Here is a 23,385-nt window from a genome sequence, read left to right as displayed (position 1 = left end):
GCGCCCGCCCCGTACGGGTGCGGATCCCGGTCCACCGGGCCACGCTGGAACCATGACCGATGCGACCCCCGTCATCGAGCGTGGCACCAGCGAGACCCACGGTGACCTGAACATTCTGCGGTTCCTGCTCCGGCTGCCCCACCCCGTTCCACGGGTGTGGGCAGCCGTTGCCAGTTCCGAGGGGCTGGCCGGCTGGCTCGGCGCCGCCGATCCGTTCGAACCGCGCATCGGTGGCGCGATCACACTGCGCCGGCTGACCACCGACCGGGACGGGCACGCCTCGGCCGCCTCCGGCACCGTCACCGCCTGGGACGTCGAGCGGGTCGCCGAATACACCCTCGAAGGGGCCCACGGCCGCATCCGCTTCCACCTGGAGCCACCGCGCGGCGACCATGTGCTGCTGCGCTTCAGGCACGAGTTCCGGGGCGACGACGCGCTGTGCCTGGACCGCCTCGCCGAATGGCACGACCACTTCCGCTACCTCGTGGACGCGCTCGACGGCTACCCCGCCGACTGGACGAGATGGACCCCGGTCCGGTGGGCGGAGCTGCGCGAGGAGTACGCGGCCGAGCCGTGACGCGGCGTCACGGCGCCGAGGACGGCGGCAGGCACCTCGGGTCGGGCGGCGTTCCCTCCGGCCAGGCGATCGCCACGAACCGCTGACGGGCGTCCTCGGGCGCCAGCTCCACCACCGGCACCGCCTTGTTGTACGGGTTCCCGTGGTTGTCCAGGCAGATCCAGCCGCCGGCCCCCGACACCCGCAACGGACCCTTCACCCGCGGCCACTGCTCACCCACGTCCGCGGGCTGCGGCAGCCGCTTGTCCTCCGGGGTCGCCTGGCGGACGGCGTGCACGGCCAGCGACATCGCGTCGTGCGCGATGATGATCTGGCCGTCGGTCAGATCCTGGTGACGGGCCGGACCGATCGGGCCCACGGGCTTCTTCGCCACCGTGGCCAGCAGTTCCAGGAAGCTCCGGTAGTCCGCCGCGGAGCCGCCGGTCGCCGCGCCGCCCTTGTCCTTCGCCGCCGTCCAGGCGTCCGGGTGTGCCAGTGAGGCGTAGCGGACCGTCACCTTGCGGCGCAGCGCGTCCCGGTCGAGCTTCTTGTCGTTGCCGAGGTACGAGCCCTCGTCGCCGGTCAGGATGGTGAACGGGCGGCTCTGGCAGCCCCGGGCCCCCAGCGCGTTGATGAACTGCCGCAGCTGGGTGTGGCGTCCGGCGAAGAACACCGTCTCCGCGTCCGTGTCACAGATGATGTGCGTGATCTGCTGGAACGTATTGGCCGTGGTGCCCTCGTCGTTGGGGTCCTCGCGCGAGGTGAACAGTTCCGGCTCGTACTGCGTGCCCTTCACCAGCGAGGTGAACGCCGCCCGCAGCGTGTCCGTGTAGTGGTCCCCGGTACGGGTGTCCTGGACCAGCAGCGCCTTGTCGGCCTTCACCTGCCCGAAGTGCGCCAGCGCCCGCGCCTCGTCCCGGTTGGTCGGCGATACGCGGGCCAGCCCGGGGAACGGGTCGCCGCCCGGGCCGTTGGCGATGTCGTCGGCGGTGATGGTGGTGCCGACGACCGCGATGTGCGCGGCGGTCAGCTCCTTGAGCGCCGCTCTGACCGGCGTACTGCTGGTGGCGACCCCCGACACGGCCCGCAGGTGGTCCGGGGCGCCGGTCATCGTCTTCAGCCGGTCCACCGCGGGCTTCCACAGCAGGTTGTTCTTTCCCGTGTTCGCGAGCACGATGCGGATCTTGGGCACCTGCTCGTTCGACAGATGATTGGCCCGGTACTGGGCGGCGAACGCGCCCTGCAGTTCGCGCCGCATCTTCGTCTGCATGGCCTCGTCCGTCGACGTCAGCGGCAGCAGCAGCGCGACCGTCGCGTACCGGCCCGGCTTCAGGGTGGCGTTCTCCCGGGCGATGGCCGCCGCGACCTCGGTCAGCTTCGACCGCCCGAAGTCGTAGCCGTCACTGGAGATGCCGATGCACTCGTCGCTGCCCTGCGGCCGCTCGACCCCCGTCGCGCAGGAGCGGTCCTCGGGTTCGGTGAGCCGGCCGATGCTGTACCAGCCGGACGTGAAGAGCAGGGCGCCGGCCACCACCGTGGTGACGACCTTCTGCCGCGCCGTGTACCAGACGCGATACCGCAGCGGATTACGCATCCGAGCCACCGTCCCCCCGTCGCTGCCCGTCCCGGCTTCCGCCCGTGCCCGGCGGCATGGACAGCGGGTGCCAGGCCCTGATGTCCCGCGGCCAGTGCGTCGCCGCGTCCCACAGCACACTGTTGCCCGTCGGATGCCTGCCGGACAGTTGTCGCAGTTCGTGCGCCATCTTGTCGATCACCTCTTCGTCCGGGAGAGCCAGTGGATCGGACAGCAGCCATACGGCGTGCAGCAGCCTGCGCAGCCGCAACTGGAGCTCCACGGCCTGCTCGCCGAGCCCCTGGAGCCCCGTCTCCTCGTCCGGCAGCGAACCGGACTCCTCCCGGCCGAGCGCGACCGCCCGCCGCGGATCGGGACCGGCATGGCCGGGCGGATGCGGATACGGTGCCGAGGCGATGAACCGCAGCGAGTCGAGCCACGCCGTCACATTCCGCTCGGTGAACCGCTCCCGCAGATGCGTCACGCAGTTCCCCGTGCTGCCCAGCACCAGCTCCTGGTGCAGCTGATGCGGGACGCTCCGGCAGTGGCCCCCGGGCGCGTACTCCGCACGCAGGGTCCCATGCACCGCACGCCACGCCGCGTAGTCCGGATGGTCGTTGTCCTGGAACCGCAGCCGGTGCAGCAGCAGCGACCGCAGCAGCGGGTCGGCGACGAAGTACTCGGGGCCGACCGGCCAGTCCTGCGCCCGCAGCACATCCCGTACCCGCAGGGCGACATCGCCGTCCAGCGACCGGCCGCGCAGCCGGGCCGTGGCCAGCAGCCGTGCCGAGTCCTCACCGTGGGCGGCGGCCAGCACGCTCAGCACGTCGAGCTGCTGCCCCGGCAGCAGCCGCGCCAGCAGTTCGTCCGCCACCCGCACCGGCGCCCGGTCCTCACGCAGCTCCACCGTCCGGTCCAGCAATGCCCCCGGCACCAGCGACTCGGGTGCCGGCGCCCCCGGCCGCGGCGCCCCCGACTGTGCCGCCCCCGGCAGCAGCGCCTCGCCCGCCGCCCCCGGCAGCAGCGCCTCGCCCGCCGCCTGCGCCAGCAGCGCCACGCCCAGCGGGCGCCCGCCCGTCAGCCGGTGCACCCCACGGGCCAGCCCGGCCGGGGCGCGGCCCACCGGATCGTGCCGGTCGAACGCCGCCTGCACATGCGCCGGGCTCAGTGCGGTGAGCTCCACGGCCAGAATCCCGGACGTCACCTCCGAACCGCGCACCCAGTGCGAACCGTGCGCCACCTCGGGCAGCCGCCTGCGTACCGCATGGCTCAGCCCCACGTGGCCACGGGCCCGCGAGGAGGCGAACACGGCGATCTGATCGCGCACCCCGGTGGCCCGCTGCCGCAGCACAGGCTCGACGAGCTGCCGGCCCAGCAGCGTGTGCGCGTTGTCCAGCAGCAGCACCGGACGGCCCCGGCGCGCACCCCGCGCCAGACCCCCGTACGCCCGCACCAGATCCGCGACCAGCGCGAGCACCAGATGATCCTCGGCCCGGCGGCGCGGATCACCGCCGCGCTCGAAATCGACCGCCAACTGCCGCAGCCCGATCCTGCCGTTGCCGCCCGCGTGCGGATAGCTCCCGTACCAGTCCGCCGCACGCCGCTGGAACCGGCTGAACGACTCCTCCAGCACCGTCTCGATCGTCGCCTCCGCGACCATCCCGGCCAGCGGCACCACCGAGTCGAAGGCACTGGCCGCCAGCTTCGTCAGCACCTTGGTGACCCAGCCCGTCGCCGCGTCGCCGCGGGTGTCGACGGTCGCCAGCACCGGGCCGAGCGACTGCAGATCCCGCTGCGCCTGCGTCTCGTCCTCCCGCGTCCAGGAGATCGAGGCGACGGCGACGAGCCCCAGGCTCAGCCGGGGGAACGGCACCGGCCGCGCGGCATGCACCTTCGCCGTCAGCTGGGTGGCGAGCTCCGGCAGTGCCCCGGTGACCGGAGTCCAGCCGGGCCCCGGGTCCGCGGGCGGCACGACGGCCTCGCAGTCGACCAGGGCGACCGGGGTGATCTCCCGGTACAGATGGCGCAGTTGCTTGAGTACGGCCGTCTTGCCCATGCCGCGGCCACCGGTCAGCACGGCGACCGGCGGATCGTCGCGATGCTCGTACGCGACCCGGGCGGAGCCGTACGGAGTGAGACCGGTCAGACGCGCCGCAAGTCCGTCATCGCCGAAGATCGCCTCGCGCCCGTACAGATCTCTCTCCACAGCACCCCCAGCGCCGATGCCCCATCCGATCTGTCACACCGTCAACACCAGGATATCGGCAGGGTGTTGGAGCGAGGTGTAGATTTTCGAACGATTGGGACGCGGGATGGGGGCCGGGTGTATCAGCCGGCGCCGATGTCCTCGTTCCACAGGCCGGGCCGATCCCGTACGAAGTCCCGCATGAGCGCGATGCATTCGGGATCGTCGAGCACCACGATCCCGACCCCGTGCCGGGCCAGCCAGTCGTGCCCGCCGTGGAACGTCCGCGCCTCGCCGATCACCACCCGCGAGATCCCGAACTGCCGTACCAGCCCGGAGCAGTACCAGCACGGCGAGAGCGTCGTCACCATCGTCGTGCCCCGGTACGAGCGCTGCCGCCCGGCCGCGCGGAAGGCCGCCGTCTCCGCGTGCAGGGACGGATCGCCGTCCTGCACCCGGCGGTTGTGCCCTCGCCCGAGGAGCGTGCCGTCCGGCCCGTACAGCGCGGCGCCGATGGGGATGCCGCCCTCGGCGAGCCCGGTCCGGGCCTCGGCGAGAGCGGTGGCGAGCATGGCGCGGTAGTCGTTCACGCGTCCACTCTCCACCGTGTGGACAGCGGATTCCCGGCACCCACGAGGGCCGCAGCGTGCCCAGCGACATGTACGGGCCGCCGACAAGGGCCGGCCGGCCCTTCGCGATTACGAAGCGGGTGGCGCCGACTCCTCCGGCCCCGCCCCGCTCTCACGGCGCTTGATCTCCTCCTCGCGGCGGCGCAGATCCGCCTCCCAGTCCTTGAGGAGCGACTCGTCCTTCTTGTTCTCTTCCTTCAGCGCCTTCAGGAACTCCGGATTGTCGTCCGGCGCCACCCACTGCGAGCGGTGATTGCGATGCCATTCGGAGGGCGTACGGCCCCCGGCGGGCGCCTGGCGCAGCTTGCCCGCGGCGAGCCAGACGAGCGGGCCCACGATCCAGAACAGCAGGATGATGAAGACCCAGGCGATCTTCGGCAGGTGCTTGGCCTCGTCCTCGGGGGTGTTCAGGCAGTCGATGAACGCGTAGATCGTCAGCGCCAGAGGCAGGAGATAGATCAGGGCCCGGAACATGGTGGAAAGGTCCCCCCGCGGAGAGATGGCGGGGCTTGTCCCGCCCCGGTGACGCGCCCAGAGTAGCCGGTGTCAATGACGTCCCACGGCGAGCAGGTGGGAACCGGCGGCCGGCAGGTCGGGGTACGGCTCCGCCATGCGGGCCGCGGCCAGCGCGGAGGCGAACATCCGCGATGCGGTGAGGGACTCCCCGGTGTGCTGCTCGGCCGCTTTCAGCAGGGCCCAGGCGGGGCCCTCGACGCCGTACACCCGGGTGTCGGTGAGGCCCGCCTCGCGCATTTCGGCCTCCAGCTCGGGGCCGGTGTGGAAGTAGGCCTCGGTGAAGCCCTTCTTGCCGTCGTGCGAACCGGTGGCCAGGATGCGGCCGATGCCGTCCTGAAGGGCCGGGCGGTCGAGGTGCGCGAAGGCGGTGTGCTCGAACAGTGAGGCGTACCGGTTGATGCCCGCCGCGGCGACGAGCCCGCCGGGCCGGACCACTCGGCGGGTGTTTTTATCGGGGTGAACGAGAGCCACTGCATCGGTCAGTTCCGGGGCCGGGTTGCTCCATCCGTGAAGGGGACGAACAACGACACAGGCCCGTGATCGTCAAAGTGAATGAGAGCCACCTCTATCGGGTGACTTCTTGATCGGGGTCGTGCTGGTTGGAGTGTCCGCGATGAAGTGGGGTGGGTGGCGATAGCTTGTGTGTCACCGGGCCCTGTCGGCCCGCGTCCCTGACAGGCGCGGTTCGGAAGGGCTCGGCTCCTTTGTGGATCAGGTGGGGCTGTTGTCCGTGCGGTAGGCCCGGATCCGCAGTTCAGGCACCAACCACAAAGAGCCGTGGGGTAGCACAGTGGGCCTTCGCGAACCACCCCGTGCTGCCGTCGCCGCGTTCGTCCCGGCCCCTGGCCTCCGTTCTGAATCCGTGCCGACCGACACTATTGCGTCGGTGTAGCCGCGCCGACTATCTTCTGAACATGTTCACTGAACGTGTTCAGGCAACTCGCGCCGAACGAAAACGGCGGACCACCACCCGCATCATCGAGGCCGCCGAAAGACTCTTCCAGGAGCGTGGCTTCCAGGGCACAACGGTGCGGCAGATCGCGGCGGAGGCGGGTGTTTCCGTGGGTGCCGTCATGGCAGTGGGGGACAAGGAGTCTCTGTTGAGCCTTGTCTACGACCAAGCCATCGCCGCCCGCATCCCCGCGCCACCGGCGGCGGAGTCCGCAGCCTCCGCAGTCGACTACCTGGCCCATTACTTCGACCCGTTCCTCGATTTGTTCGCCGAGAACGACGAACTCGCGCGCTCGTACTTCCGGACCCTGACCCGAGGTCAACCCGAGAACGCGGCCCTCGGCGGGCTGCGCACGCTGACCGAGGACAATCTCGCCGCCGCGATGGTGAAGGCGGGAATACCCGACCCCCGCGCCCGGCACGGTGCGCAGGTGATGTTCACCAGCTACCTGGGTGAGCTGATGCTGCTTGCCGCGGGATCCACCGACCGGCAGCAGACGGCAACCGGGATCCGGCGCACCGCCGAATTCGTCACCGTATACGAAGAGAGTGACCGATGACCCTCTCTGAACTCCCGTCTCCCGTCTGGCCAATCCTGATCCTGCTCGGGATACAGGCGGGCGACGCCGCAATGATGCTCCGTCCACCGAGATTCATCGTCGACTGCCTGGAGGGCGTACGGTTCCCGCGCGACTGGTGGTGGGCGCTGATCACCTTCAAGGCGGCCTCCGTAGTGGGGCTCATCGTCGGGCTCTGGGTGCCAGGCGTCGCCATGACGACCACTGCTGCGATCGTTGTCTACTTCCTGGCGGCCGCCGCATCCCACATTCGCGCGCGAGCCTTGAACTCCGTGTTCTGGGTCAACTGCCTGGGCATGCTACTGCTGTCCTTGGCTGTGCTCATGGTGAGCTTCGTGCGGCTGTAACTCACCACGGGCGCTGTCGTTGTGACAGTGTCGGGATCGCCCTCAGGCACGAAGTCACAGGGGTCCTCCATCAGTCAGTGGTTTTCGCATTCGTCGCAGGTGGCCTGGAGTCGGTAGGACTCGGTGCCGGTCTGGAGCAGAGTGCCGCGGAAGCGGCGCAGGAGTTCCTGGGTGCGGACCATCTCCAGGACGCCGTCGGCGGGTACGGACAGCCGGTCCGCCTCGATGATCGTGGAGGTGTAGAACTCCATGATCACCGGCGGTACTTGGTGAGTCGTCATGAATCCGTCCCGTTCACGGCCGAAGCCCCGGCGGGCGTGGCCCTTGGGTCGATGTCGAACAGGTCTGTTGCGTATTGCAGCGTGTGCAGCTCAGCCAGGACGAGGCGTAGGAGGTCAGCATCCGGCCCCCGTACAGGTCTCGGCCCAGCGGCGGATCGTCCGGACTTCCGACGCTTGGGCAGGGGTGTCGGTTCGACTGAGTAAACCGGAAGCTCGGCCCAGACTGCCTTGGCGCCCATCGTGCCGTACGAGCCCCAGTGCGTCGCCAACTGCTGGACGAGATGCAGCCCGCGTCCGGTCTCCGCGTCGTCGTCGGGGTCTTTCAGTGATGGCGATTCACCCGATGCGTCCCACACCTCGATGACCACGCTGTCACGCAGGCCAACCAGGCGCACCGTAATGAGGTGGAGCCGGTCCAGCTCGTCCCAAGTGGGAGTGGCTTTCGAGCGTCCCTGTTGCAGTCACGGCGTTGGTGACCAACTCGGAGGCGATCAGGAGGAGGTCGTCCTCGAGATCGAGCGCTACGACGGGGCATTCACGTCGATTTGGGGCTCGGCGCTTGACGAAGCAGGCAGCGCGAGCCTTCTCAAGCGAGCAGCGAGGGAGCTAAGAAAGTGAACAGTGCGGATCTGACAGGCGTGGTCTGGCGCAAGAGCAGCCGCAGCGATGGCCAGGCCAACTGCGTCGAGGTCGCCTTCCTCGGCGACGGACGCGTGGCCATGCGGGACAGCAAGGACCGGGGTGACGGACCCGCGCTCGTCTTCACCAGGGGTGAGTGGGCCGCTTTCGAGGGTGGTGTGGTGGACGGCGGGTTCCAGCGGCCGTAGCCCCGGCGAAGCCGGTCGTCCGGACGTGTCCGCGCCCCCGTGGCGCGGGCGCGTCCCTGTTCCGTCCGAGGGGCGCCGAGGTGGGGCACCCGGGCTGATCGCCGACGGTGATGACAAACTGGACGGCATGGCTTACGACGATCTTCGTTCCCTCCTCCGGGCCCTGGAGCGCGAGGGCGAGCTCAAGCGCATCAAGGCCGAGGTCGACCCGTATCTGGAGGTCGGCGAGATCGTCGACCGGGTGAACAAGGCGGGCGGGCCCGCGTTGCTCTTCGAGAACGTCAAGGGGTCCTCGATGCCCCTGGCCATGAACGTCTTCGGGACCGACAAGCGGCTGCTCAAGGCGCTCGGGCTGAAGTCGTACGCCGATATCAGCGACAAGATCGGCGGGCTGCTCAAGCCGGAGCTGCCGCACGGCTTCGTCGGGGTGCGGGAGGCGTTCGGGAAGCTCGGGTCGATGGTGCACGTGCCGCCGAAGAAGGTGAAGTCGGACAGCGCCCCCGTGCAGGAGGTCGTTCTCACCGGCGACGACGTGGATCTGGACCGGCTGCCCGCGCTCTTCACCTGGCCCGAGGACGGCGGATCGTTCTTCAACCTGGGGCTCACGCACACCAAGCACCCGGAGACCGGCGTACGGAACCTGGGCCTCTACCGGCTCCAGCGCCACGACCGGCGCACCATCGGGATGCACTGGCAGATCCACAAGGACAGCCGCAACCACTACCAGGTCGCCGCCAAGCGCGGGGAGCGGCTGCCGGTCGCGATCGCGTTCGGGGCGCCGCCCGCGGTGACGTACGCCTCCACCGCGCCGCTGCCGGGGGACATCGACGAGTACCTCTTCGCCGGGTTCATCCAGGGCAAGCGGATCGAGATGGTCGACTGCAAGACCGTGCCGTTGCAGGTCCCGGCGCAGGCGGAGGTCGTCATCGAGGGGTGGCTGGAGCCCGGGAAGATGCTTCCCGAGGGGCCGTTCGGCGACCACACCGGCTTCTACACGCCGCAGGAACCGTTCCCCGCACTGACCATCGACTGCGTGACCATGCGGAAGCGTCCGCTGCTCCAGTCGATCGTGGTGGGCCGGCCGCCGACCGAGGACGGGCCGCTGGGGCGGGCCACCGAGCGGTTCTTCCTGCCGCTCCTCAAGATCATCGTGCCGGACATCGTGGACTACCACCTGCCGGAGGCGGGCGGCTTCCACAACTGTGCGATCGTCTCGATCGACAAGAAGTACCCGAAGCACGCCCAGAAGGTGATGAGCGCCATCTGGGGTGCGCACATGATGTCGCTGACCAAGCTGATCGTGGTCGTGGACTCCGACTGCGACGTCCACGATCTGCACGAGGTGGCCTGGCGGGCGCTCGGAAATACGGACTACGCGCGGGACCTGATCGTCACCGAGGGGCCCGTCGATCATCTCGATCATGCCTCCTACCAGCAGTTCTGGGGCGGCAAGGCGGGGATCGACGCGACGAGGAAGTGGCCCGAGGAGGGCTACACCCGGGACGGGGGCTGGCCGGAGATGGTCGAGTCCGACCCGGGGACGGCGGCGAAGGTCGACCGCCGGTGGAAGGAATACGGACTGTGAGCGCCGCCGAAGCAGCACTGGGCTCAGGGCCCGTACAGCCGAACAGCAGGGTCAAGGCGTTTCTGCGGCTCGTGATGATCGAGCACTCGGTCTTCGCGCTGCCCTTCGCGTACATCGCCGCCCTGACCGCGATGTTCCAGGCGGACAAGTCCGTCCACTGGGTCAGGCTGCTGCTCGTCACCCTCGCCATGGTGGGGCTGCGGACGTTCGCGATGGCCTGCAACCGGATCATCGACCGGGAGATCGACGCCCGTAACCCGCGCACCGCGGGCCGGGAACTGGTCACCGGCGCGGTGTCCGTGAAGTCGGCGTGGACGGGGGCGATCATCGCCGTCGTCCTCTTCCTCGGGGCGGCCGCGCTGCTGAACCCGCTCTGTCTGGCGCTCGCGCCGGTCGCCGTCGTGCCGATGGTGGTCTATCCGTACGGCAAGCGGTTCACCCACTACCCGCACGCCATCCTCGGCATCGCGCAGGCGATAGGGCCGATCGGTGCCTGGCTGGCGGTGACCGGCAGCTGGTCGTGGGACGCGGTGATCCTCGGTCTCGCCGTCGGGATCTGGATCGGCGGCTTCGACCTGATCTTCGGCTGCCAGGACGTCCGGGCGGACCGGGCGCACGGGGTGCTGTCGGTGCCGGCCCGGTTCGGGATTCCGGCCGCGCTCTGGGGGGCGCGGGTCTGCCATGTGGTGACGACCGGGCTGCTGGTCTGGTTCGGGCTGGCCACGGAGGCGGGGCTCTTCTACTGGATCGGCATGGTGATCGTCGCCGCCGCCTTCGTGTACGAGCACCGGGTGGTGCGCCCGCACGATCTGTCCCGGCTGAACCGGGCGTTCTTCTCGGTCAACGGGTTCATCGGGATGGCGCTGTTCGCGTGCGCCCTCCTGGACCTGCTGGTGCGGGGCCTGACCGTCTGAGCGTGCCCGGGGGCGTGCCCGGCGGATCCAGGACCTCGTCCTCGACGGACGGCTGCCCCGGGGCGCGGGCGCGGGCGCGGGGAGGCGGGTCGAGGAGGCATGTCACCTGCCGTGGTCAAGGACCGCCGCGTTACGGGTCCGTCCCAGTGGGCTGCGGACGTTGACGGGTGCGGGACGGCGGGGGGAACCGCCGTCCCGGCCGGCCCGCGGCGTGCCCCGGCGCGGTGCGGCGCGCCGTGTCCGGCCCCTGTTTCCCTTGCCGGACGGCGGCAGGGAGCGGGTGCGGCAGGGGCGGTGCGGGCGGGGTGTGCCCGGTGGTGGTGCGCGTTGTGCCTGGCTGTGCCTGTAACAGGGGTGTATTAGCAGGTGGTTGGGCGGAACTGGTTGCCGGGCCGGGCGGCTCTTGGTGATCAGAAACGCTCGCTCGTACCGACCGTGCCGAGCGGCCGACACCCCCCACCGACGCTGAGGAAGAAACAATGCGCGCACAGAAGCTCACCTTCGCCGCCCTGGCCGTTGTCGCCGGCCTCTCGCTCACGGCCTGTCAGAACGGCGACGAAGACATGGGACAGATCGCCCCGTCGTCCGCGTCCACCGCGTCTTCCACGAGCGGCGGTTCGGGCTCGGGCGGTTCGGATCAGGACGGCGGGAAGGACTCGGCCGGGAAGGGGGCCGGCGGGCAGGGCACGATCGCCGGGACCGGCTCCAACGAGAACGGCAAGGTCGGCAAGTGCCGCACCGACGAGCTGGAGATCACGGCGACGGACAGCACCATCGACGGCGACACCGATGGGACCGTCGCGGTGGAGCTGAAGAACGGCGGCGGCCGGGACTGCGTGCTCTCCGGGTACGCGGGCGTCGACCTGAAGACCGGTTCGGGGTCGCTGTCCGCGGAGCGCACCGGTGAGAAGGCCACCCCGATGACCCTCAAGGACGGGAAGTCGGTGTACTTCGGCATCAACTACCCGATCAACACGTCGGGCGGCTCCGGCGTCCGCATCACGGGGCTGGTGGTGACCCCGCCGGACGAGACGAAGTCGGTCACCCTCGACTGGCCGGGCGCCGACACGCTGCCCGTCACGGACGGCTCCGGCTCCCAGGTGAAGGTCGGCCCGATGGGGAGCGCCGGTCAGGGCGAGGGCTGACCCGGACACCAGGGGATCCGTCCGCGCTCTACGGTATGAGCGGCCGGGCGGGCGGCATCGTGCTCCGGCCGCGCGCGGGGCGGCGGAAGACGAACGCCGCCGCCACGCCCGCCGCCAGCCCGAACAGATGGCCCTGCCAGCTGACCGAGGTGTTGGCGGGGGAGAGCCCCACCAGGATCGACGAGCCCCATATCGCGCCGACCACCAGACCTGCGGCGATGTCCAGCACCCTGCGGTCCACGAACCCCCGGACGAGCAGATGGCCGAAGAGGCCGAAGACCAGCCCGGACGCGCCCGCCGTGTTGGCACCGTCCGGTGAGACCAGCCAGACGCCGAGCCCGTCGACCACGATGATCATGGCGGCCACGGCGGCGAATCTGCGGATGCCGCTCAGCGCCGCCAGGAAGCCGAAGACCAGCAGCGGCACGCTGTTGGAGGCGACATGGCCGAAGCCGAAGTGGATGAAGGACGCGGGCACCACGTCCAGCAGCTCGCCGGCCCGGCGGGGCTCGATCCCGAACGAGTCCAGCGAATGGCCGGTCGCGGCGTCGACAGCTTCGAGCAGCCAGAGGAACGCCACCCAGCCCAGCATCAGCCTGGCCGCGGTCTTCGCGCGGTCGCCCGCGGTCCACGACGGCGCGGACCGGTCCCACGATGCGGCCATCGTGCCCCCCTGCCGTCGCCTGTCGTTCCTTGCGGTTGCCCGCCGTCCCTGTTCCCACCCCTGGAACGCCCGAGGCACCTTACTCAGTTCCGGCTTCGTGCCGCCGGATAGGCTCAGGAGTGTGGATTCCGGGACTTCAATGAGTCAGCACCAGCGACAGCCTTGGATTGTCGGGGTTTCAGGCGCTTCGGGCACCCCGTTCGCCGCCTCCGTGCTGCGCGGTCTGCTGGCCGCGGGGGAGAGCGTCGATCTGGTGGTGAGCCGGGCCTCGCGGCTGACGCTGCTGGACGAGACCGGGATCGCGTTCCGCGACGCGCACTGGCAGGAGGATCTGCGCAGCTGGCTGGCGCGCGGGGCGGACGGCAAGCCGCACACCTTCGATGTGGGCGACGCGGACATCGAGGGCGTACGGCACTGGCCGGCCGGTGATCTCGCCGCGGGGCCGTCCTCGGGGTCGTACCCGGCGAAGGGGATGCTGATCGTCCCGGCCTCGACGGCGTGCGTGGCCGGGGTGGCGCTCGGGCTCTCGAAGGATCTGCTCCAGCGGGCCGCGAGCGTGACGCTCAAGGAGCGGCGGAAGCTGGTCGTCGCGGTGCGGGAGACCCCGCTGAACGGGCAGACGCTGAAGCATCTGGTGAGCCTGGACGAGGCGGGCGCCGTGGTGCTGCCCGCCTCTCCGGCGTTCTACGCGGGGGCGACGCACATCCAGGATCTGGTGGACTTCGTCGCGGGGCGGGTGCTGGACGCGGCGGGGGTGCCGCACGGCCTGTACCGCCGGTGGGAGGGAGAGCTCGGTGGAGGCTCTCGCCGGGATGGCTGAGCCGGTGGTCAGCGCTTCTTCGTGGCGCGCGGGCTGTGGGCCTTGTCGATCCGGTGCGCGGCGGCGGGCTGGTGGGCACGCGAGCGGTTGGCCAGGTCCTGCAGCTCGCGCATCCGGGCGTAGGCCATCTCGATCGTGTACACGGTGTTCTCACTCCTGAGGATTCGAAAGCATTTTTTGGATGTTCGAGAAGATTTGCAGGCGATGACGCCTGCATGCCTTAGATTCTACACGTAAACTCGCGGTACTGCTGAACAATGGAAGGTTTCAGTCATATGGACGCGGTGGACAGGCAGCTCATCCAGGCCCTCAGGGAGAACGGCAGGGCCTCGTACGCCGAGCTGGGACGGCTCGTCGGGCTCTCCGGGCCCAGCGTCACCGACCGCATCAACCGGCTGGAATCCGCCGGTGTCATCACCGGCTACCGCGCCACCGTCGACGCCGCTGCCCTGGGGCTCGGCGTCACGGCCCTGATCGGTATCTCGCTCTCCGACGCGGCCGATCACGAGGACGTGGCGCGCCGGCTGAAGGACCTCGCGGAGATCGAGGACGCCTGGTTCATCGCGGGCGACGACTCGTACATGCTCAAGGTGCGCGTCGGTGACGTGGACGGACTGGAGCGGACCATTCGCCGGCTCAGCGGTACGAAGGGCGTCTCGCGTACGCGTACCACGATCGTGCTCTCCACCAAGTGGGAGGACCGGGTCGGGGAACTTCCCGAAGAGGTGTAGGCGTAACGTGGTGGAGCCCCCGGGGGACCGGGGGTTTCGCCCGGTATCACCGGGAAGGCACAGCACGTCGACACCTGGGAGGCAGCCGCATGGACGTTGGGCTCAAGCGCGAGCTGGAGGAGAAGGTCCGCGCAGGGGAGCGGCTGACCCGTGAGGACGGCATCGCCCTCTACGAGTCGGACGACCTGGCCTGGCTCGGCGGTCTCGCCCATGAGGTGCGGATGCGCAAGAACGGCGACGTCGTGCACTTCAACGTCAACCGGCACCTCAACATGACCAACGTGTGCACCGCGTCGTGCGCGTACTGCTCGTTCCAGCGCAAGCCGGGCGAGAAGGACGCGTACACCATGCGCATCGAGGAGGCCGTCCGGCTCGCGAAGGCGATGGAGGGCGAGAGCCTCACCGAGCTGCACATCGTCAACGGGCTGCACCCCACCCTGCCGTGGCGTTATTACCCGCGCTCGCTCAGTGCGCTGAAGGAGGCCCTGCCGCAGGTCTCCCTCAAGGCGTTCACCGCCACCGAGATCCACCACTTCGAGACCATCTCCGGGCTCTCCGCCTCCGAGATCCTCGACGAGCTGATCGAGGCCGGTCTGGAGTCGCTGACCGGTGGCGGCGCGGAGATCTTCGACTGGGAGGTCCGTCAGCACATCGTGGACCACGACACCCACTGGGAGGACTGGTCGCGCATCCACCGCCTGGCGCACGAGAAGGGTCTCAAGACCCCGGCGACGATGCTGTACGGGCACATCGAGGAGCCCCGGCACCGCGTCGATCACGTGCTGCGGCTGCGTGAGCTGCAGGACGAGACCGGTGGCTTCCAGGTCTTCATCCCGCTGCGCTACCAGCACGACTTCGTGGACATGAAGGACGGCAAGGTCCGCAACAAGCTCCAGGCCCGGACGACGATGGCGACCGGCGCCGAGGCGCTGAAGACCTTCGCCGTCTCGCGGCTCCTCTTCGACAACGTCCCGCACGTCAAGGTCTTCTGGGTGATGCACGGCGTGCAGACCGCCCAGCTCGCGCTCCAGCACGGCGCGGACGACATGGACGGCTCGGTCGTCGAGTACAAGATCACGCACGACGCGGACAACTACGGCACGCCGAACAAGCTCGGCCGCGAGGATCTGCTCGACCTGATCCGTGACGCGGGCTTCCGGCCCGTCGAGCGCAACACCCGGTACGAGATCATCCGCGAGTACCCGGGACCGGACACCGAGCGGCGCGAGTCGCCGCAGGCGATGCGCGTCTGACGTTCCGTCGTCAGCAGCCCCGTACGAGAGCCCCGGCCGCCGGCCGGGGCTTTCTCGCGTACTGGACAGGGCTTGAGGCGATGGATCGGTAATAGTTAATCTGCACCTATGGCGCTTACTTTTGAGCTGGACCCCAAGTTCGACCGCACCCTGCGGGACGGCATCGCCGAGCTGTGGACCGATGTCTCCAACGCGGGCGGCGCGGTCGGCTTCGTACCGCCCGTCACGGCCGACGACGTCCGGCCCGAACTGGTCAAGCACCTGGTGGCCATGGCTGAGGGGCGGACCCGGCTGCTGGTCGGTTACGACGAGGAGGGCGCCGTCGCGGCCACGGCCTTCCTGGCCTTCAACACGCACCGGCTGATGGCCCACTGGCTCTGGCTCTACACGGTGATGGTCCACCCCCGCCACCAGGGCAAGGGTTACGGGCGCGACCTGATGGACGCCGCGGCACAGGCCGCGCGCGGGATGGAAGGCATGGAGGCGATCCGGCTCACCTGCCGCGGCGGGACCGGGGTCGACCGGTTCTACACCTCCTGCGGGTACAAGGAGGTTGGGCGGGTGCCCGACGCGATCCGAGTGGCCGACGGGGACGACCGCGACGACGTCATCATGCTGCTGCCGCTCGGCTGAGGGCCCCGCAGGGCCTCCTTTGGTGCAGCCCTCCGAAGTGATCGATTCCGGGGCATGCTTCACTGGTCGGGCAGGATCGCAGGACTGTCGTACGTAGAGAGAGAGGCCAACTGTGTCCGCTGCCAAGCCGAGCGCGACGATTCGGTACACCGCGATGCGCCTCAGCATCTTCGTCGGCTGCTTCGCCGTCGCAGCCGTGGCCGTCCACTTCGGTCTGCTGCCCTCCGGGGCGGGTGGCTCCAATTTCGTCTGGGTGATCCTGCTCTCGCTGGTCCTGTCCGCGCCGCTCAGCTATGTGCTGCTGCGCAAGCAGCGCGACGAGATGTCCGCGCAGATCGTGTCCACGGTCGACCGCACCAAGGCGCGGCTCGAAGCGAACCGGACCCGCGAGGACCACGTCACCCAGTGACGACCGGGTGAGGATGACGTAAGGGCTACGTAAGGTTCCTCACACCCCGCACAGTTTCCGTACGAAACCCCGGCGCCGGAGCGACTGCTCCTGTACTGGGGTTTTGTCGTTTCCGCCGCGTGCACGGCGCTCCGGCCCCTGCGTTGCTGCCCAAAGAAGAGCTTTGAGGTTCTCAAAGTTCAAGTGTTAACGTGTTCGCCATGAAGACAGCAGTGCGCCATCGATTCGCCGCGAGCGTCCCGCTCGTGGAGCGCCTGCATGTCGATCTATGCCGCTGTATGTCCGCGGTCTGTTGCCGCAACGTCTGAACCGGCACCATGCAGCGGCGCCGCCCCTGGCGCGGGCGCCGCACCCCCGTCCCCCGCACGACGTCCCCGTGCGCCCCGATGCGTCACATCTGGAGTGTGTCCGTGTCCGCGAATCCCGCGTCCGCCGCCGCGACCGACAGCCCGTCCGGCTCCGGCTCCGGTTTCCGTATACCCAAGGTCCCGTTCTGGGCCCAGATAGTCGCCGGTCTCGTCCTCGGTGTCGTACTCGGGTGGCTTGCCCGTACATACGACATCAACTGGCTCTACACCACGCTCGACAAGGTCGGCCACATCTTCGTCCAGCTGCTGAAGCTGGCCGTCGCGCCGCTCGTCTTCTTCGCGATCCTGGTGTCGATCACCAACCTGCGCAAGGTCAACAACGCCGCCCGACTGGCCACCCGCACCCTGCTCTGGTTCATGATCACCTCGCTGATCGCGGTCGCCATCGGCCTCGCGATCGGCCTGATCACCAACCCGGGTGCCGGAACCGGCCTCACGCCGAAGGACGGCAAGCTGCCGGAACACGCGGGCTCCTGGCTCGACTTCCTCACCGGCATCATCCCGGACAACGTGATCACCCCGTTCACCGAGCTGAACGTGCTCCAGATCGTCTTCATGGCGGCCGTCGCCGGCATCGCCGCGCTCAAGCTCGGCGAGAAGGCCCAGCCGATCCTCACCCTCAGCGAGTCCGTCCTGGAGCTCCTCCAGAAGGCCCTGTGGTGGGTCATCCGCCTCGCCCCCATCGGCACCATCGGCCTCATCGGCTACGCGATCGCCGACTACGGCTGGGACCTGATCGGCAAGTACGCGACGTTCACCGCCGACGTCTACATCGGCTGCGCCCTGGTGCTGTTCGGTGTGTACCCGCTGCTGCTCGTCACCGTCGCCAAGCTCAGCCCGCTGCAGTTCTTCAAGGGCGCCTGGCCGGCGATCCAGCTGGCGTTCGTCTCCCGCTCCTCGGTCGGCACGATGCCGGTCACCCAGAAGGTCACCGAGCGCCTCGGCGTCCCGAAGGAGTACGCCTCCTTCTCGGTCCCGTTGGGTAGTCACAGTTAGAGGGGTACTATCACCCCATGATCAACGAGGTGGGGACCGTGAGCGGGACAGACACTTACTGCGCGTGCTACATCCGGCAGTCACGGAAGAAAGCTAACAAGTCGGAGGCATCCCCGGAAGACCAGCGCGACAAGACGCGCGCATGGGTCGACGGCGAGGGACATGCATTCGTCGACTATTACGAAGACATCGGCAAGTCCGGTTATGACCCCAACGCGGAACGCAAGGGGTTCGACCGCATGATGAATGACGCCCGTTCGGGCAAAATCAACATGATCGTCGTGCATTACGCATCGCGTTTCTCGCGGCAGAACTACAACGTAGTTCTCATGCAAATGCTTGAGCTGTTCAACCTCGGCGTACGTGTCGTATCCGTCAATGAGGGCGAATTCAGCAACAACAATGTCATGGACCTCATGAATATCGTCATGCGATTCGAGGCCGGACACAACGAATCCCGCAACAAGTCCATTGCCGTCCGTGGCACATTCGAGAAAGCCCGCGCACAAGGCGGATGGCTCGGCGGACACGCCCCATTCGGTTTCAGCGTTGAGAAGGAACTCAGGAACGGCATTCCCGTTCAGATTCTCCGTCCCCGCGACGACGAATCGGAAACCATCCAATGGGCTTGGCACACCATCAAGTCCAACATGGACATTCACACTGCGCCCCATGCAAAGCACCCCGCTTCGCTCGCCGGTCTCGTGGACCACATGAACGGCAACGGCATGAAAACCCGCGCGGCACGCATCGGCGGAACGCAGAAAGACGCCCGATGGACCGTCACCACCTTCACGCGCATTCTGCGAGACCCCCGGCTAGCCGGATATCAAGCCATCCCGAACACGAGGGGCGTCGAGCAACCCGAAGGGGTCAACCGCTGGAAATACCGCATTCAGCGCGACGAGAACGGGCAGCCGCTCATGTACGACTATGAGCCGGTCATCCCGCGCGCCGAATGGTGGGAGCTGCAAGCGTGGTTGGACACCCGTGGACGTGGCAGGGGGCTTTCCCGGGGTCAGTCACTGCTCAGCGCGCTGCGGAACGCCAACGATGAGCCGGTCTTGTACTGCGACTGTCACAAGCCCATGTGTTCGTACGCGGGGACGTCGCCCAAGCCTCAATACCGGTGCAACTTCCGGAACGTGCCCGAACACGTCGGCGGAAACTCGATGGTTCAAGCCCACCTAGACGAGCACATCGGGCGCGTCGTCTTCGGGCGCATCCTGACGGCCGAAGGGGACGGCGACACGGCCGGATTCCTCCTGGAGGCCACGAAGCGCTACGCGCGCACCCAGGAAGCCCCCAGCAACCTTCGCGAGCGTCGGCAGCTCGTCATGGAGCGCGCCGAAGCGGCCCAGCTACTCAAGGAATGCGAAGCCGATTACAAGTCGGTCAAGGACGCCGGACCGGCGACCCGCCGCGCGGTGCTCGAAGAGATGGACCGTGCCGAGACGGCGCTAGCGGCCCTAGACGCGCGCCTGAGGGCCCTTGCCGAAGCGGACAGCCCCGCACTGCCCATAGCTCAGTGGATCAACGCAGAAGACGGCAACGGCGACCCCATGGGCGAGGGTTCGTGGTGGGCGACGGCATCCCTTGCCGACCGGCGACAGTTCGTCGCGCTCTTCGTGGACCGCATCGTCATCCACAAAACGCACCTACGCGGCAACAAGTGGAAGCAGTACGACGCAGCCGAACGGCTGACGATCACGTTCGCCGGAGACGAGCCGAACCCCAGGGAAGCCCCGCAAGCGGCCTAGACGGCGTTCTGAGCGTCCGAGAGAGCCCCCGAGCAGTTCATAGCGCCCGGGGGCTTTCCCATGCCCGCTGAGGGGCCCTCAGGGACTTTCCCTTGTCCCTGTGGTTGCCTGAGGCGACTTGTGTATGTGGCACCGGTCACACGGGGTGCCGGACGGCGCAGCGTCAGCGAAGGGGAGTGGGCGAGGCCCCTGGACACTCATAGTCACCGAAGAACACATATGGTCACTCACAGTTACTAAGGTGGTGACGAGTGACGAAATGATGAGTAGTTCTGTTCCGTACATACATCAATCAAGTAAGGCTCTAGGGCTTCAATCCGAAAGTGACGTCATCTCCGTCACTCGTCACCGACGGCGCTCCGCGCCCCCAGGGGGTTGACCCCCTAGGCAGATAGGCAGGGGGTTCACTCACTAGATATTAAGTGAGAGCGGGTTTACCGCACACCCCTTGCACACCTTCGGTGGACTGAGTACCCGCTCTCGCTTACGTCCCGCACACTCCCCATTGGTGACTCTCTCCCACCTGGGTTCAGAGTGTGCGGGCAACGGTCTGTAGCTCAGTTGGCAGAGTGCACCGTAACGACGGTGAGGCCACGGGTTCGAAACCCGTCAGACCGGCGAGCGCGTGAATGTGAACCTAGCGGTGAACGGAAGCGCGCTTATGGGGCTCACTCGTGATCCCTGGGCTTGGTGGGTAGCTCCCACGGAATGGCCCGAAGCGTTGTTAGTTCAGCGGCCTAGAACTCCCCCTTGCCGGGGGCAACGTTGGTTCGAATCCAACACGACGCAAGCTAGCCCACTTAGCCCAGCGGTAGAGGCGACGCGTTTAGGGCGCGTACAGCGGGAGTTCGAATCTCTCAGTGGGCACGTGTTCAGACTACTCACTGAGTAGTCAGGTAGGGGGGTCCTCCGACTAGGGGGGCTCGCTGTCAGGTAGGGGGGCCCTCTCGGGTAGGGGGCCCCTTCGAGATAGGGGGGGGGTGTTCCATGCGTACCCGGTGCCTTGACTGCCGTGACTGGGCTACACACAAGGGGCGCTGCCCTACCCACCACAAGGCGTATGAGAACGGCCGTGCCTACCAGTCGCACAGCAAGAGGCGCGCTGCCATAGCACGGGGCAACAACGCTGCCTCTCGTCTGCGCAAGCGTGTGCGTGATGCTGTGTCCGGCACGTGCGTGATGTGTCTCGGTTCCTTCCTGCCTAGTCAGGTGGACATTGACCACGTCGTCCCGCTCGCACGTGGTGGCGAGGATGTTGACAGCAATGTTCAGGTGCTGTGCAAGCGTTGCCACAAGACGAAGACGGCAATGGACTTCGGCAAGCGTCCGTTCTGATTCCCTGGCGGGGCGGAGCGCTGCAAAAGTTCAATCCGATTGCCTCTCAGCGATCCCGGCCCAAGCTCGGAAAACGCGCGCTAGGTGTGCCCCCTTTTTTGGGGCGTCCCTCCGCGCTGACCTGGGCCCCTTTCAACTTGCCCCCATTTGTACCGCCCGGAACGGCACCCGCTAAGGGGTAGATCAATCCCCGATAGGTGGTGTCAAGGTGTCCCGAAGCAAGAGCCCCGATCAGCGAACGGGCAACGCGAACACTGCCGCTGAGCAGACTGCCCCGATCGTCTACGAGGGTCGGGCACCCCGCGTGCCTGCCCACCTTCGAGCGACCGGCCGTGAGGTCTGGCGCGCTGTCTGGTCGGCCGGTAGCGGGGCGTACTCGCCGGACACTGACCGGAACATCATCTTGCGTTACTCCGAGCTTCACGACCGACGAGCGGCCCTCATGGATGCCGTCGACGAAGACGGGCTAATGACCGTCGGCAGCACGGGTCAACCCGCTGTCCATCCCGCACTTCGCTTCGTCGAGTCGACGGAGAAGGAACTACGCGCGATAGAGACCGTCATCGGCTTCACGCCCGAAGCGCGTATGCGCCTAGGCATCGTCGCCGCTGAGGCCCGACGAGTGGCAGCCGGACCGGAAGACTTCTAACCCAGGGGGGAACGTGACCGACATTGACCCCGTCATTGCACGGCACATTCCCGCTGACGCTGCGTTCCCCAGTGAGGGCTACCGAGTAGCCAACTGGATTGAACAGTTTTGCTACTTGACCGGCTCGTTTGCCGGGCAGCCGTTCCGGTTGCTCCAGTGGCAGAAAGATCTACTAGTCGACGCGTACCGCCTTGAGCGTGACACGTTCGGCCGGTGGAAGCGTAAGCACCGCATGGCGGTTGTCTGCATTGCCCGTAAGAACGGCAAGTCGACGATTGCCGCTGCCATCATGCTCTATCACCTAGTGGCCGATCGGGCTGACGCTCAGCGTCAGATCATCGCTGCGGCGAATGACCGTAATCAGGCACGCATGGTGTTCGACGCTGCTAAGCAAATGGTCAACGCTTCCCCGAAGCTGTCGGCTGTCTGCGATGTGCAGCGCGACGTGATCCGGTTCAAGGATTCGACTTACCGCGTCGTCTCGGCTGACGCCGGACGTCAGCAGGGTCTGAACCCTTCGGCTGTCTCGCTGGACGAATACGCGTTCTCGAAGAACGCCGACCTATTCGACGCGCTGACGCTGGGTTCTGCCGCTCGTAATCAGCCCATGACGTGGGTTGTGTCGACGGCCGGACCGGACCCGGACGGGCCCTTTGCGAAGCTGTGCGAGACCGGTGAGCGGATCAACTCCGGTGAGCTGGACGACCCGACGTTGTTCTACCGCTCATGGGGTCCGCGTCTCGGCGAGCAGTGCGACCACACCGACCCTGATGTCTGGCGAGCGTGCAACCCGTCGTTCGAGATTCTGAACGAAGACGACTTCCGCGCTGCCGTCCAGCGGTCGACGGAAGCTAGCTTCCGCATCTACCGGCTGTCGCAGTTCGTCCGTGGCGCGTCTACGTGGCTGCCTCACGGCCTTTGGGACGAGCTAGGTACCCCGGACACCTTGAGCCCCGGTGACGCCGTTGTGTTGGGCTTTGACGGGTCTTGGAAGGGCGACAGTACGGCGCTCGTTGCTTGTCGCGTGGAAGACCTCAGGGTCTTCGTCCTAGGTCACTGGGAAGCCCCGGCGGACGATGCGCATTGGCGCGTTCCCATGGGGGACGTTCGCGACGCGCTTCGTGACGCGCTGAGGGTGTACGCCGTGCGCAACCTTGTTGCCGACCCGTACCGCTGGGAAGAGACGCTAGACAATCTCGAAGCTGAGGGCTTCCCGGTTGAGGCGTTCCCGACGAACTCACTGAAGCGCATGATCCCTGCCACTCAGGCGGTATACGACGCGTGCCGAGACGGACGGCTTAGCCATGACGGCAATCCGGCTCTTGCTCGGCACGTCGGCAATGCCGTCTTGCGCGAGGACAAGAACGGCGCGCGAGTGACGAAGGAATACGCGGCATCCCGCCGGAAGATTGACCTAGCTATCGCAATGATTCTCGCCGTTCACGGTGCGGTCATGTGGCGTGAGGACAACCCCGGACTAGTGGATTCGCCCATCTTGGCTACCTGGGAAGACAACGGCGAGGTATTCGCATTCGGCGGTTCCGCCGAGTTCTTCGACGATATCTAGACTACTCACTGAGTAGTCAGAAGGGCGGGGGTTCCCGTGGGCTTCTGGTCTGACCTACTCCGAGGAAAATCCCCCGTCGCTGAAACGCGCGTGTGGGATGACGTAACCGGCGA

24 protein-coding genes, 3 tRNA genes and 2 pseudogenes are annotated in these 23,385 nt (G+C 67.7%); 20 read left to right on the top strand and 9 right to left on the bottom strand.

The features are described from left to right. The first annotated feature begins 52 nt into the window (after nt 1–52). Entirely contained in the window at nt 53–577 is a 525-nt protein-coding gene (locus ACFVV1_RS08005) for an SRPBCC domain-containing protein (protein WP_389986134.1), read from the top strand. Nucleotides 578–584: 7 nt separating this feature from the next. On the opposite strand, the gene ACFVV1_RS08000 is transcribed toward ACFVV1_RS08005, so the two are convergent. The 5 genes and pseudogenes from ACFVV1_RS08000 to ACFVV1_RS07980 all read right to left on the bottom strand — a co-directional run. Further along, nucleotides 585–2,150, bottom strand: coding sequence for a hypothetical protein (locus ACFVV1_RS08000; RefSeq protein ID WP_389986131.1), 1,566 nt, complete (start codon nt 2,148–2,150; stop codon nt 585–587). Then, nucleotides 2,143–4,335 carry a hypothetical protein gene (locus ACFVV1_RS07995; protein WP_389986128.1) on the bottom strand — a complete coding sequence of 731 codons (2,193 nt, stop codon included), beginning with the start codon at nt 4,333–4,335 and terminating at the stop codon, nt 2,143–2,145. The genes ACFVV1_RS08000 and ACFVV1_RS07995 overlap by 8 nt, the downstream gene beginning before the upstream one ends. A gap of 122 nt (nt 4,336–4,457) precedes the next feature. Then, nucleotides 4,458–4,886 carry a nucleoside deaminase gene (locus ACFVV1_RS07990; protein WP_383759724.1) on the bottom strand — a complete coding sequence of 143 codons (429 nt, stop codon included), beginning with the start codon at nt 4,884–4,886 and terminating at the stop codon, nt 4,458–4,460. 126 nt (nt 4,887–5,012) lie between these two features. Beyond that, nucleotides 5,013–5,417 carry a PLD nuclease N-terminal domain-containing protein gene (locus ACFVV1_RS07985; RefSeq protein ID WP_389986125.1) on the bottom strand — a complete coding sequence of 135 codons (405 nt, stop codon included), beginning with the start codon at nt 5,415–5,417 and terminating at the stop codon, nt 5,013–5,015. Nucleotides 5,418–5,489: 72 nt separating this feature from the next. Then, a pseudogene (locus tag ACFVV1_RS07980) lies at nt 5,490–5,897 on the bottom strand (SAM-dependent methyltransferase); the annotation flags it as partial. A 476-nt stretch (nt 5,898–6,373) separates the two neighbouring features. Between ACFVV1_RS07980 and ACFVV1_RS07975 the strand changes: the two are divergent. Next, nucleotides 6,374–6,970, top strand: coding sequence for a TetR/AcrR family transcriptional regulator (locus ACFVV1_RS07975; RefSeq protein ID WP_389986122.1), 597 nt, complete (start codon nt 6,374–6,376; stop codon nt 6,968–6,970). After that, nucleotides 6,967–7,335, top strand: coding sequence for a DoxX family protein (locus tag ACFVV1_RS07970; protein WP_389986119.1), 369 nt, complete (start codon nt 6,967–6,969; stop codon nt 7,333–7,335). Before ACFVV1_RS07975 ends, ACFVV1_RS07970 begins: the two co-directional genes overlap by 4 nt. Before the next feature lie 74 nt (nt 7,336–7,409). Here ACFVV1_RS07970 and ACFVV1_RS07965 read toward each other — a convergent pair whose 3' ends face one another. After that, entirely contained in the window at nt 7,410–7,616 is a 207-nt protein-coding gene (locus ACFVV1_RS07965; RefSeq protein ID WP_389986116.1) for a hypothetical protein, read from the bottom strand. Beyond that, nucleotides 7,613–8,011, bottom strand: a complete 399-nt coding sequence (locus ACFVV1_RS07960; protein ID WP_389986113.1) for an ATP-binding protein — start codon at nt 8,009–8,011, stop codon at nt 7,613–7,615. The genes ACFVV1_RS07965 and ACFVV1_RS07960 overlap by 4 nt, the downstream gene beginning before the upstream one ends. Before the next feature lie 219 nt (nt 8,012–8,230). On the opposite strand from ACFVV1_RS07960, the gene ACFVV1_RS07955 reads away from it, so the two are divergent. From ACFVV1_RS07955 to ACFVV1_RS07940, 4 genes are all read left to right on the top strand, one after another. Beyond that, nucleotides 8,231–8,443, top strand: a complete 213-nt coding sequence (locus tag ACFVV1_RS07955) for a DUF397 domain-containing protein (protein WP_389986110.1) — start codon at nt 8,231–8,233, stop codon at nt 8,441–8,443. Nucleotides 8,444–8,570: 127 nt separating this feature from the next. Beyond that, entirely contained in the window at nt 8,571–10,028 is a 1,458-nt protein-coding gene (locus ACFVV1_RS07950) for a menaquinone biosynthesis decarboxylase (protein WP_389986107.1), read from the top strand. Then, nucleotides 10,025–10,942, top strand: a complete 918-nt coding sequence (gene mqnP / locus ACFVV1_RS07945; protein ID WP_389986104.1) for a menaquinone biosynthesis prenyltransferase MqnP — start codon at nt 10,025–10,027, stop codon at nt 10,940–10,942. The genes ACFVV1_RS07950 and mqnP overlap by 4 nt, the downstream gene beginning before the upstream one ends. Before the next feature lie 479 nt (nt 10,943–11,421). Continuing rightward, the gene (locus ACFVV1_RS07940) at nt 11,422–12,087 is read left to right on the top strand and encodes a DUF4232 domain-containing protein (RefSeq protein WP_389986101.1); all 666 of its coding nucleotides are present in this window, start codon (nt 11,422–11,424) and stop codon (nt 12,085–12,087) included. A 28-nt stretch (nt 12,088–12,115) separates the two neighbouring features. Here ACFVV1_RS07940 and ACFVV1_RS07935 read toward each other — a convergent pair whose 3' ends face one another. Next, on the bottom strand, nt 12,116–12,751 hold the full coding sequence (locus ACFVV1_RS07935; protein ID WP_389986098.1) for a rhomboid family intramembrane serine protease: 636 nt from the start codon (nt 12,749–12,751) through the stop codon (nt 12,116–12,118). Nucleotides 12,752–12,890: 139 nt separating this feature from the next. Between ACFVV1_RS07935 and ACFVV1_RS07930 the strand changes: the two genes are divergently transcribed. Then, the gene (locus ACFVV1_RS07930) at nt 12,891–13,571 is read left to right on the top strand and encodes a UbiX family flavin prenyltransferase (protein ID WP_389986095.1); all 681 of its coding nucleotides are present in this window, start codon (nt 12,891–12,893) and stop codon (nt 13,569–13,571) included. Nucleotides 13,572–13,579: 8 nt separating this feature from the next. On the opposite strand, the gene ACFVV1_RS07925 is transcribed toward ACFVV1_RS07930, so the two are convergent. Continuing rightward, on the bottom strand, nt 13,580–13,714 hold the full coding sequence (locus ACFVV1_RS07925; protein ID WP_389986092.1) for a hypothetical protein: 135 nt from the start codon (nt 13,712–13,714) through the stop codon (nt 13,580–13,582). 132 nt (nt 13,715–13,846) lie between these two features. On the opposite strand from ACFVV1_RS07925, the gene ACFVV1_RS07920 reads away from it, so the two are divergent. The 12 genes and pseudogenes from ACFVV1_RS07920 to ACFVV1_RS07865 all read left to right on the top strand — a co-directional run bounded on the left by ACFVV1_RS07920 (nt 13,847) and on the right by ACFVV1_RS07865 (nt 23,272). Next, nucleotides 13,847–14,302 carry an Lrp/AsnC family transcriptional regulator gene (locus ACFVV1_RS07920; RefSeq protein ID WP_389986089.1) on the top strand — a complete coding sequence of 152 codons (456 nt, stop codon included), beginning with the start codon at nt 13,847–13,849 and terminating at the stop codon, nt 14,300–14,302. Between the two features lie 89 nt (nt 14,303–14,391). Next, complete coding sequence (gene mqnE, locus ACFVV1_RS07915) at nt 14,392–15,555, top strand: aminofutalosine synthase MqnE (protein WP_389986086.1); 1,164 nt, start codon at nt 14,392–14,394, stop codon at nt 15,553–15,555. Between the two features lie 108 nt (nt 15,556–15,663). After that, nucleotides 15,664–16,188, top strand: a complete 525-nt coding sequence (locus ACFVV1_RS07910) for a GNAT family N-acetyltransferase (RefSeq protein ID WP_389986083.1) — start codon at nt 15,664–15,666, stop codon at nt 16,186–16,188. 154 nt (nt 16,189–16,342) lie between these two features. Then, the gene (locus tag ACFVV1_RS07905; protein WP_389986080.1) at nt 16,343–16,597 is read left to right on the top strand and encodes a DUF4229 domain-containing protein; all 255 of its coding nucleotides are present in this window, start codon (nt 16,343–16,345) and stop codon (nt 16,595–16,597) included. A 410-nt stretch (nt 16,598–17,007) separates the two neighbouring features. After that, a pseudogene (locus ACFVV1_RS07900) lies at nt 17,008–17,952 on the top strand (dicarboxylate/amino acid:cation symporter); the annotation flags it as partial. Nucleotides 17,953–17,978: 26 nt separating this feature from the next. After that, nucleotides 17,979–19,721, top strand: coding sequence for a recombinase family protein (locus ACFVV1_RS07895; RefSeq protein WP_389986077.1), 1,743 nt, complete (start codon nt 17,979–17,981; stop codon nt 19,719–19,721). Nucleotides 19,722–20,267: 546 nt separating this feature from the next. After that, nucleotides 20,268–20,339: transfer RNA gene (locus tag ACFVV1_RS07890), tRNA-OTHER, on the top strand. Nucleotides 20,340–20,439: 100 nt separating this feature from the next. Next, nucleotides 20,440–20,510, top strand: a tRNA-Ala gene (locus ACFVV1_RS07885). A gap of 5 nt (nt 20,511–20,515) precedes the next feature. Further along, nucleotides 20,516–20,588 (top strand) — tRNA-Leu (locus ACFVV1_RS07880). Between the two features lie 120 nt (nt 20,589–20,708). Then, on the top strand, nt 20,709–21,056 hold the full coding sequence (locus ACFVV1_RS07875) for an HNH endonuclease (protein ID WP_389986074.1): 348 nt from the start codon (nt 20,709–20,711) through the stop codon (nt 21,054–21,056). A 304-nt stretch (nt 21,057–21,360) separates the two neighbouring features. After that, complete coding sequence (locus ACFVV1_RS07870) at nt 21,361–21,705, top strand: phage terminase small subunit P27 family (protein ID WP_389986391.1); 345 nt, start codon at nt 21,361–21,363, stop codon at nt 21,703–21,705. Nucleotides 21,706–21,718: 13 nt separating this feature from the next. Continuing rightward, nucleotides 21,719–23,272 (top strand): terminase large subunit domain-containing protein, encoded by a 1,554-nt coding sequence (locus ACFVV1_RS07865; protein WP_389986071.1) that lies wholly within the window; start codon nt 21,719–21,721, stop codon nt 23,270–23,272. Nucleotides 23,273–23,385: the final 113 nt, after the last annotated feature.

This window comes from Streptomyces sp. NPDC058092, from assembly GCF_042884935.1.
Taxonomy (GTDB): Bacteria; Actinomycetota; Actinomycetes; order Streptomycetales; family Streptomycetaceae; genus Streptomyces.
The sequence above is the reverse complement of the archived record's forward strand: the minus strand, read 5'-3'. Positions and strand labels throughout refer to the sequence as shown.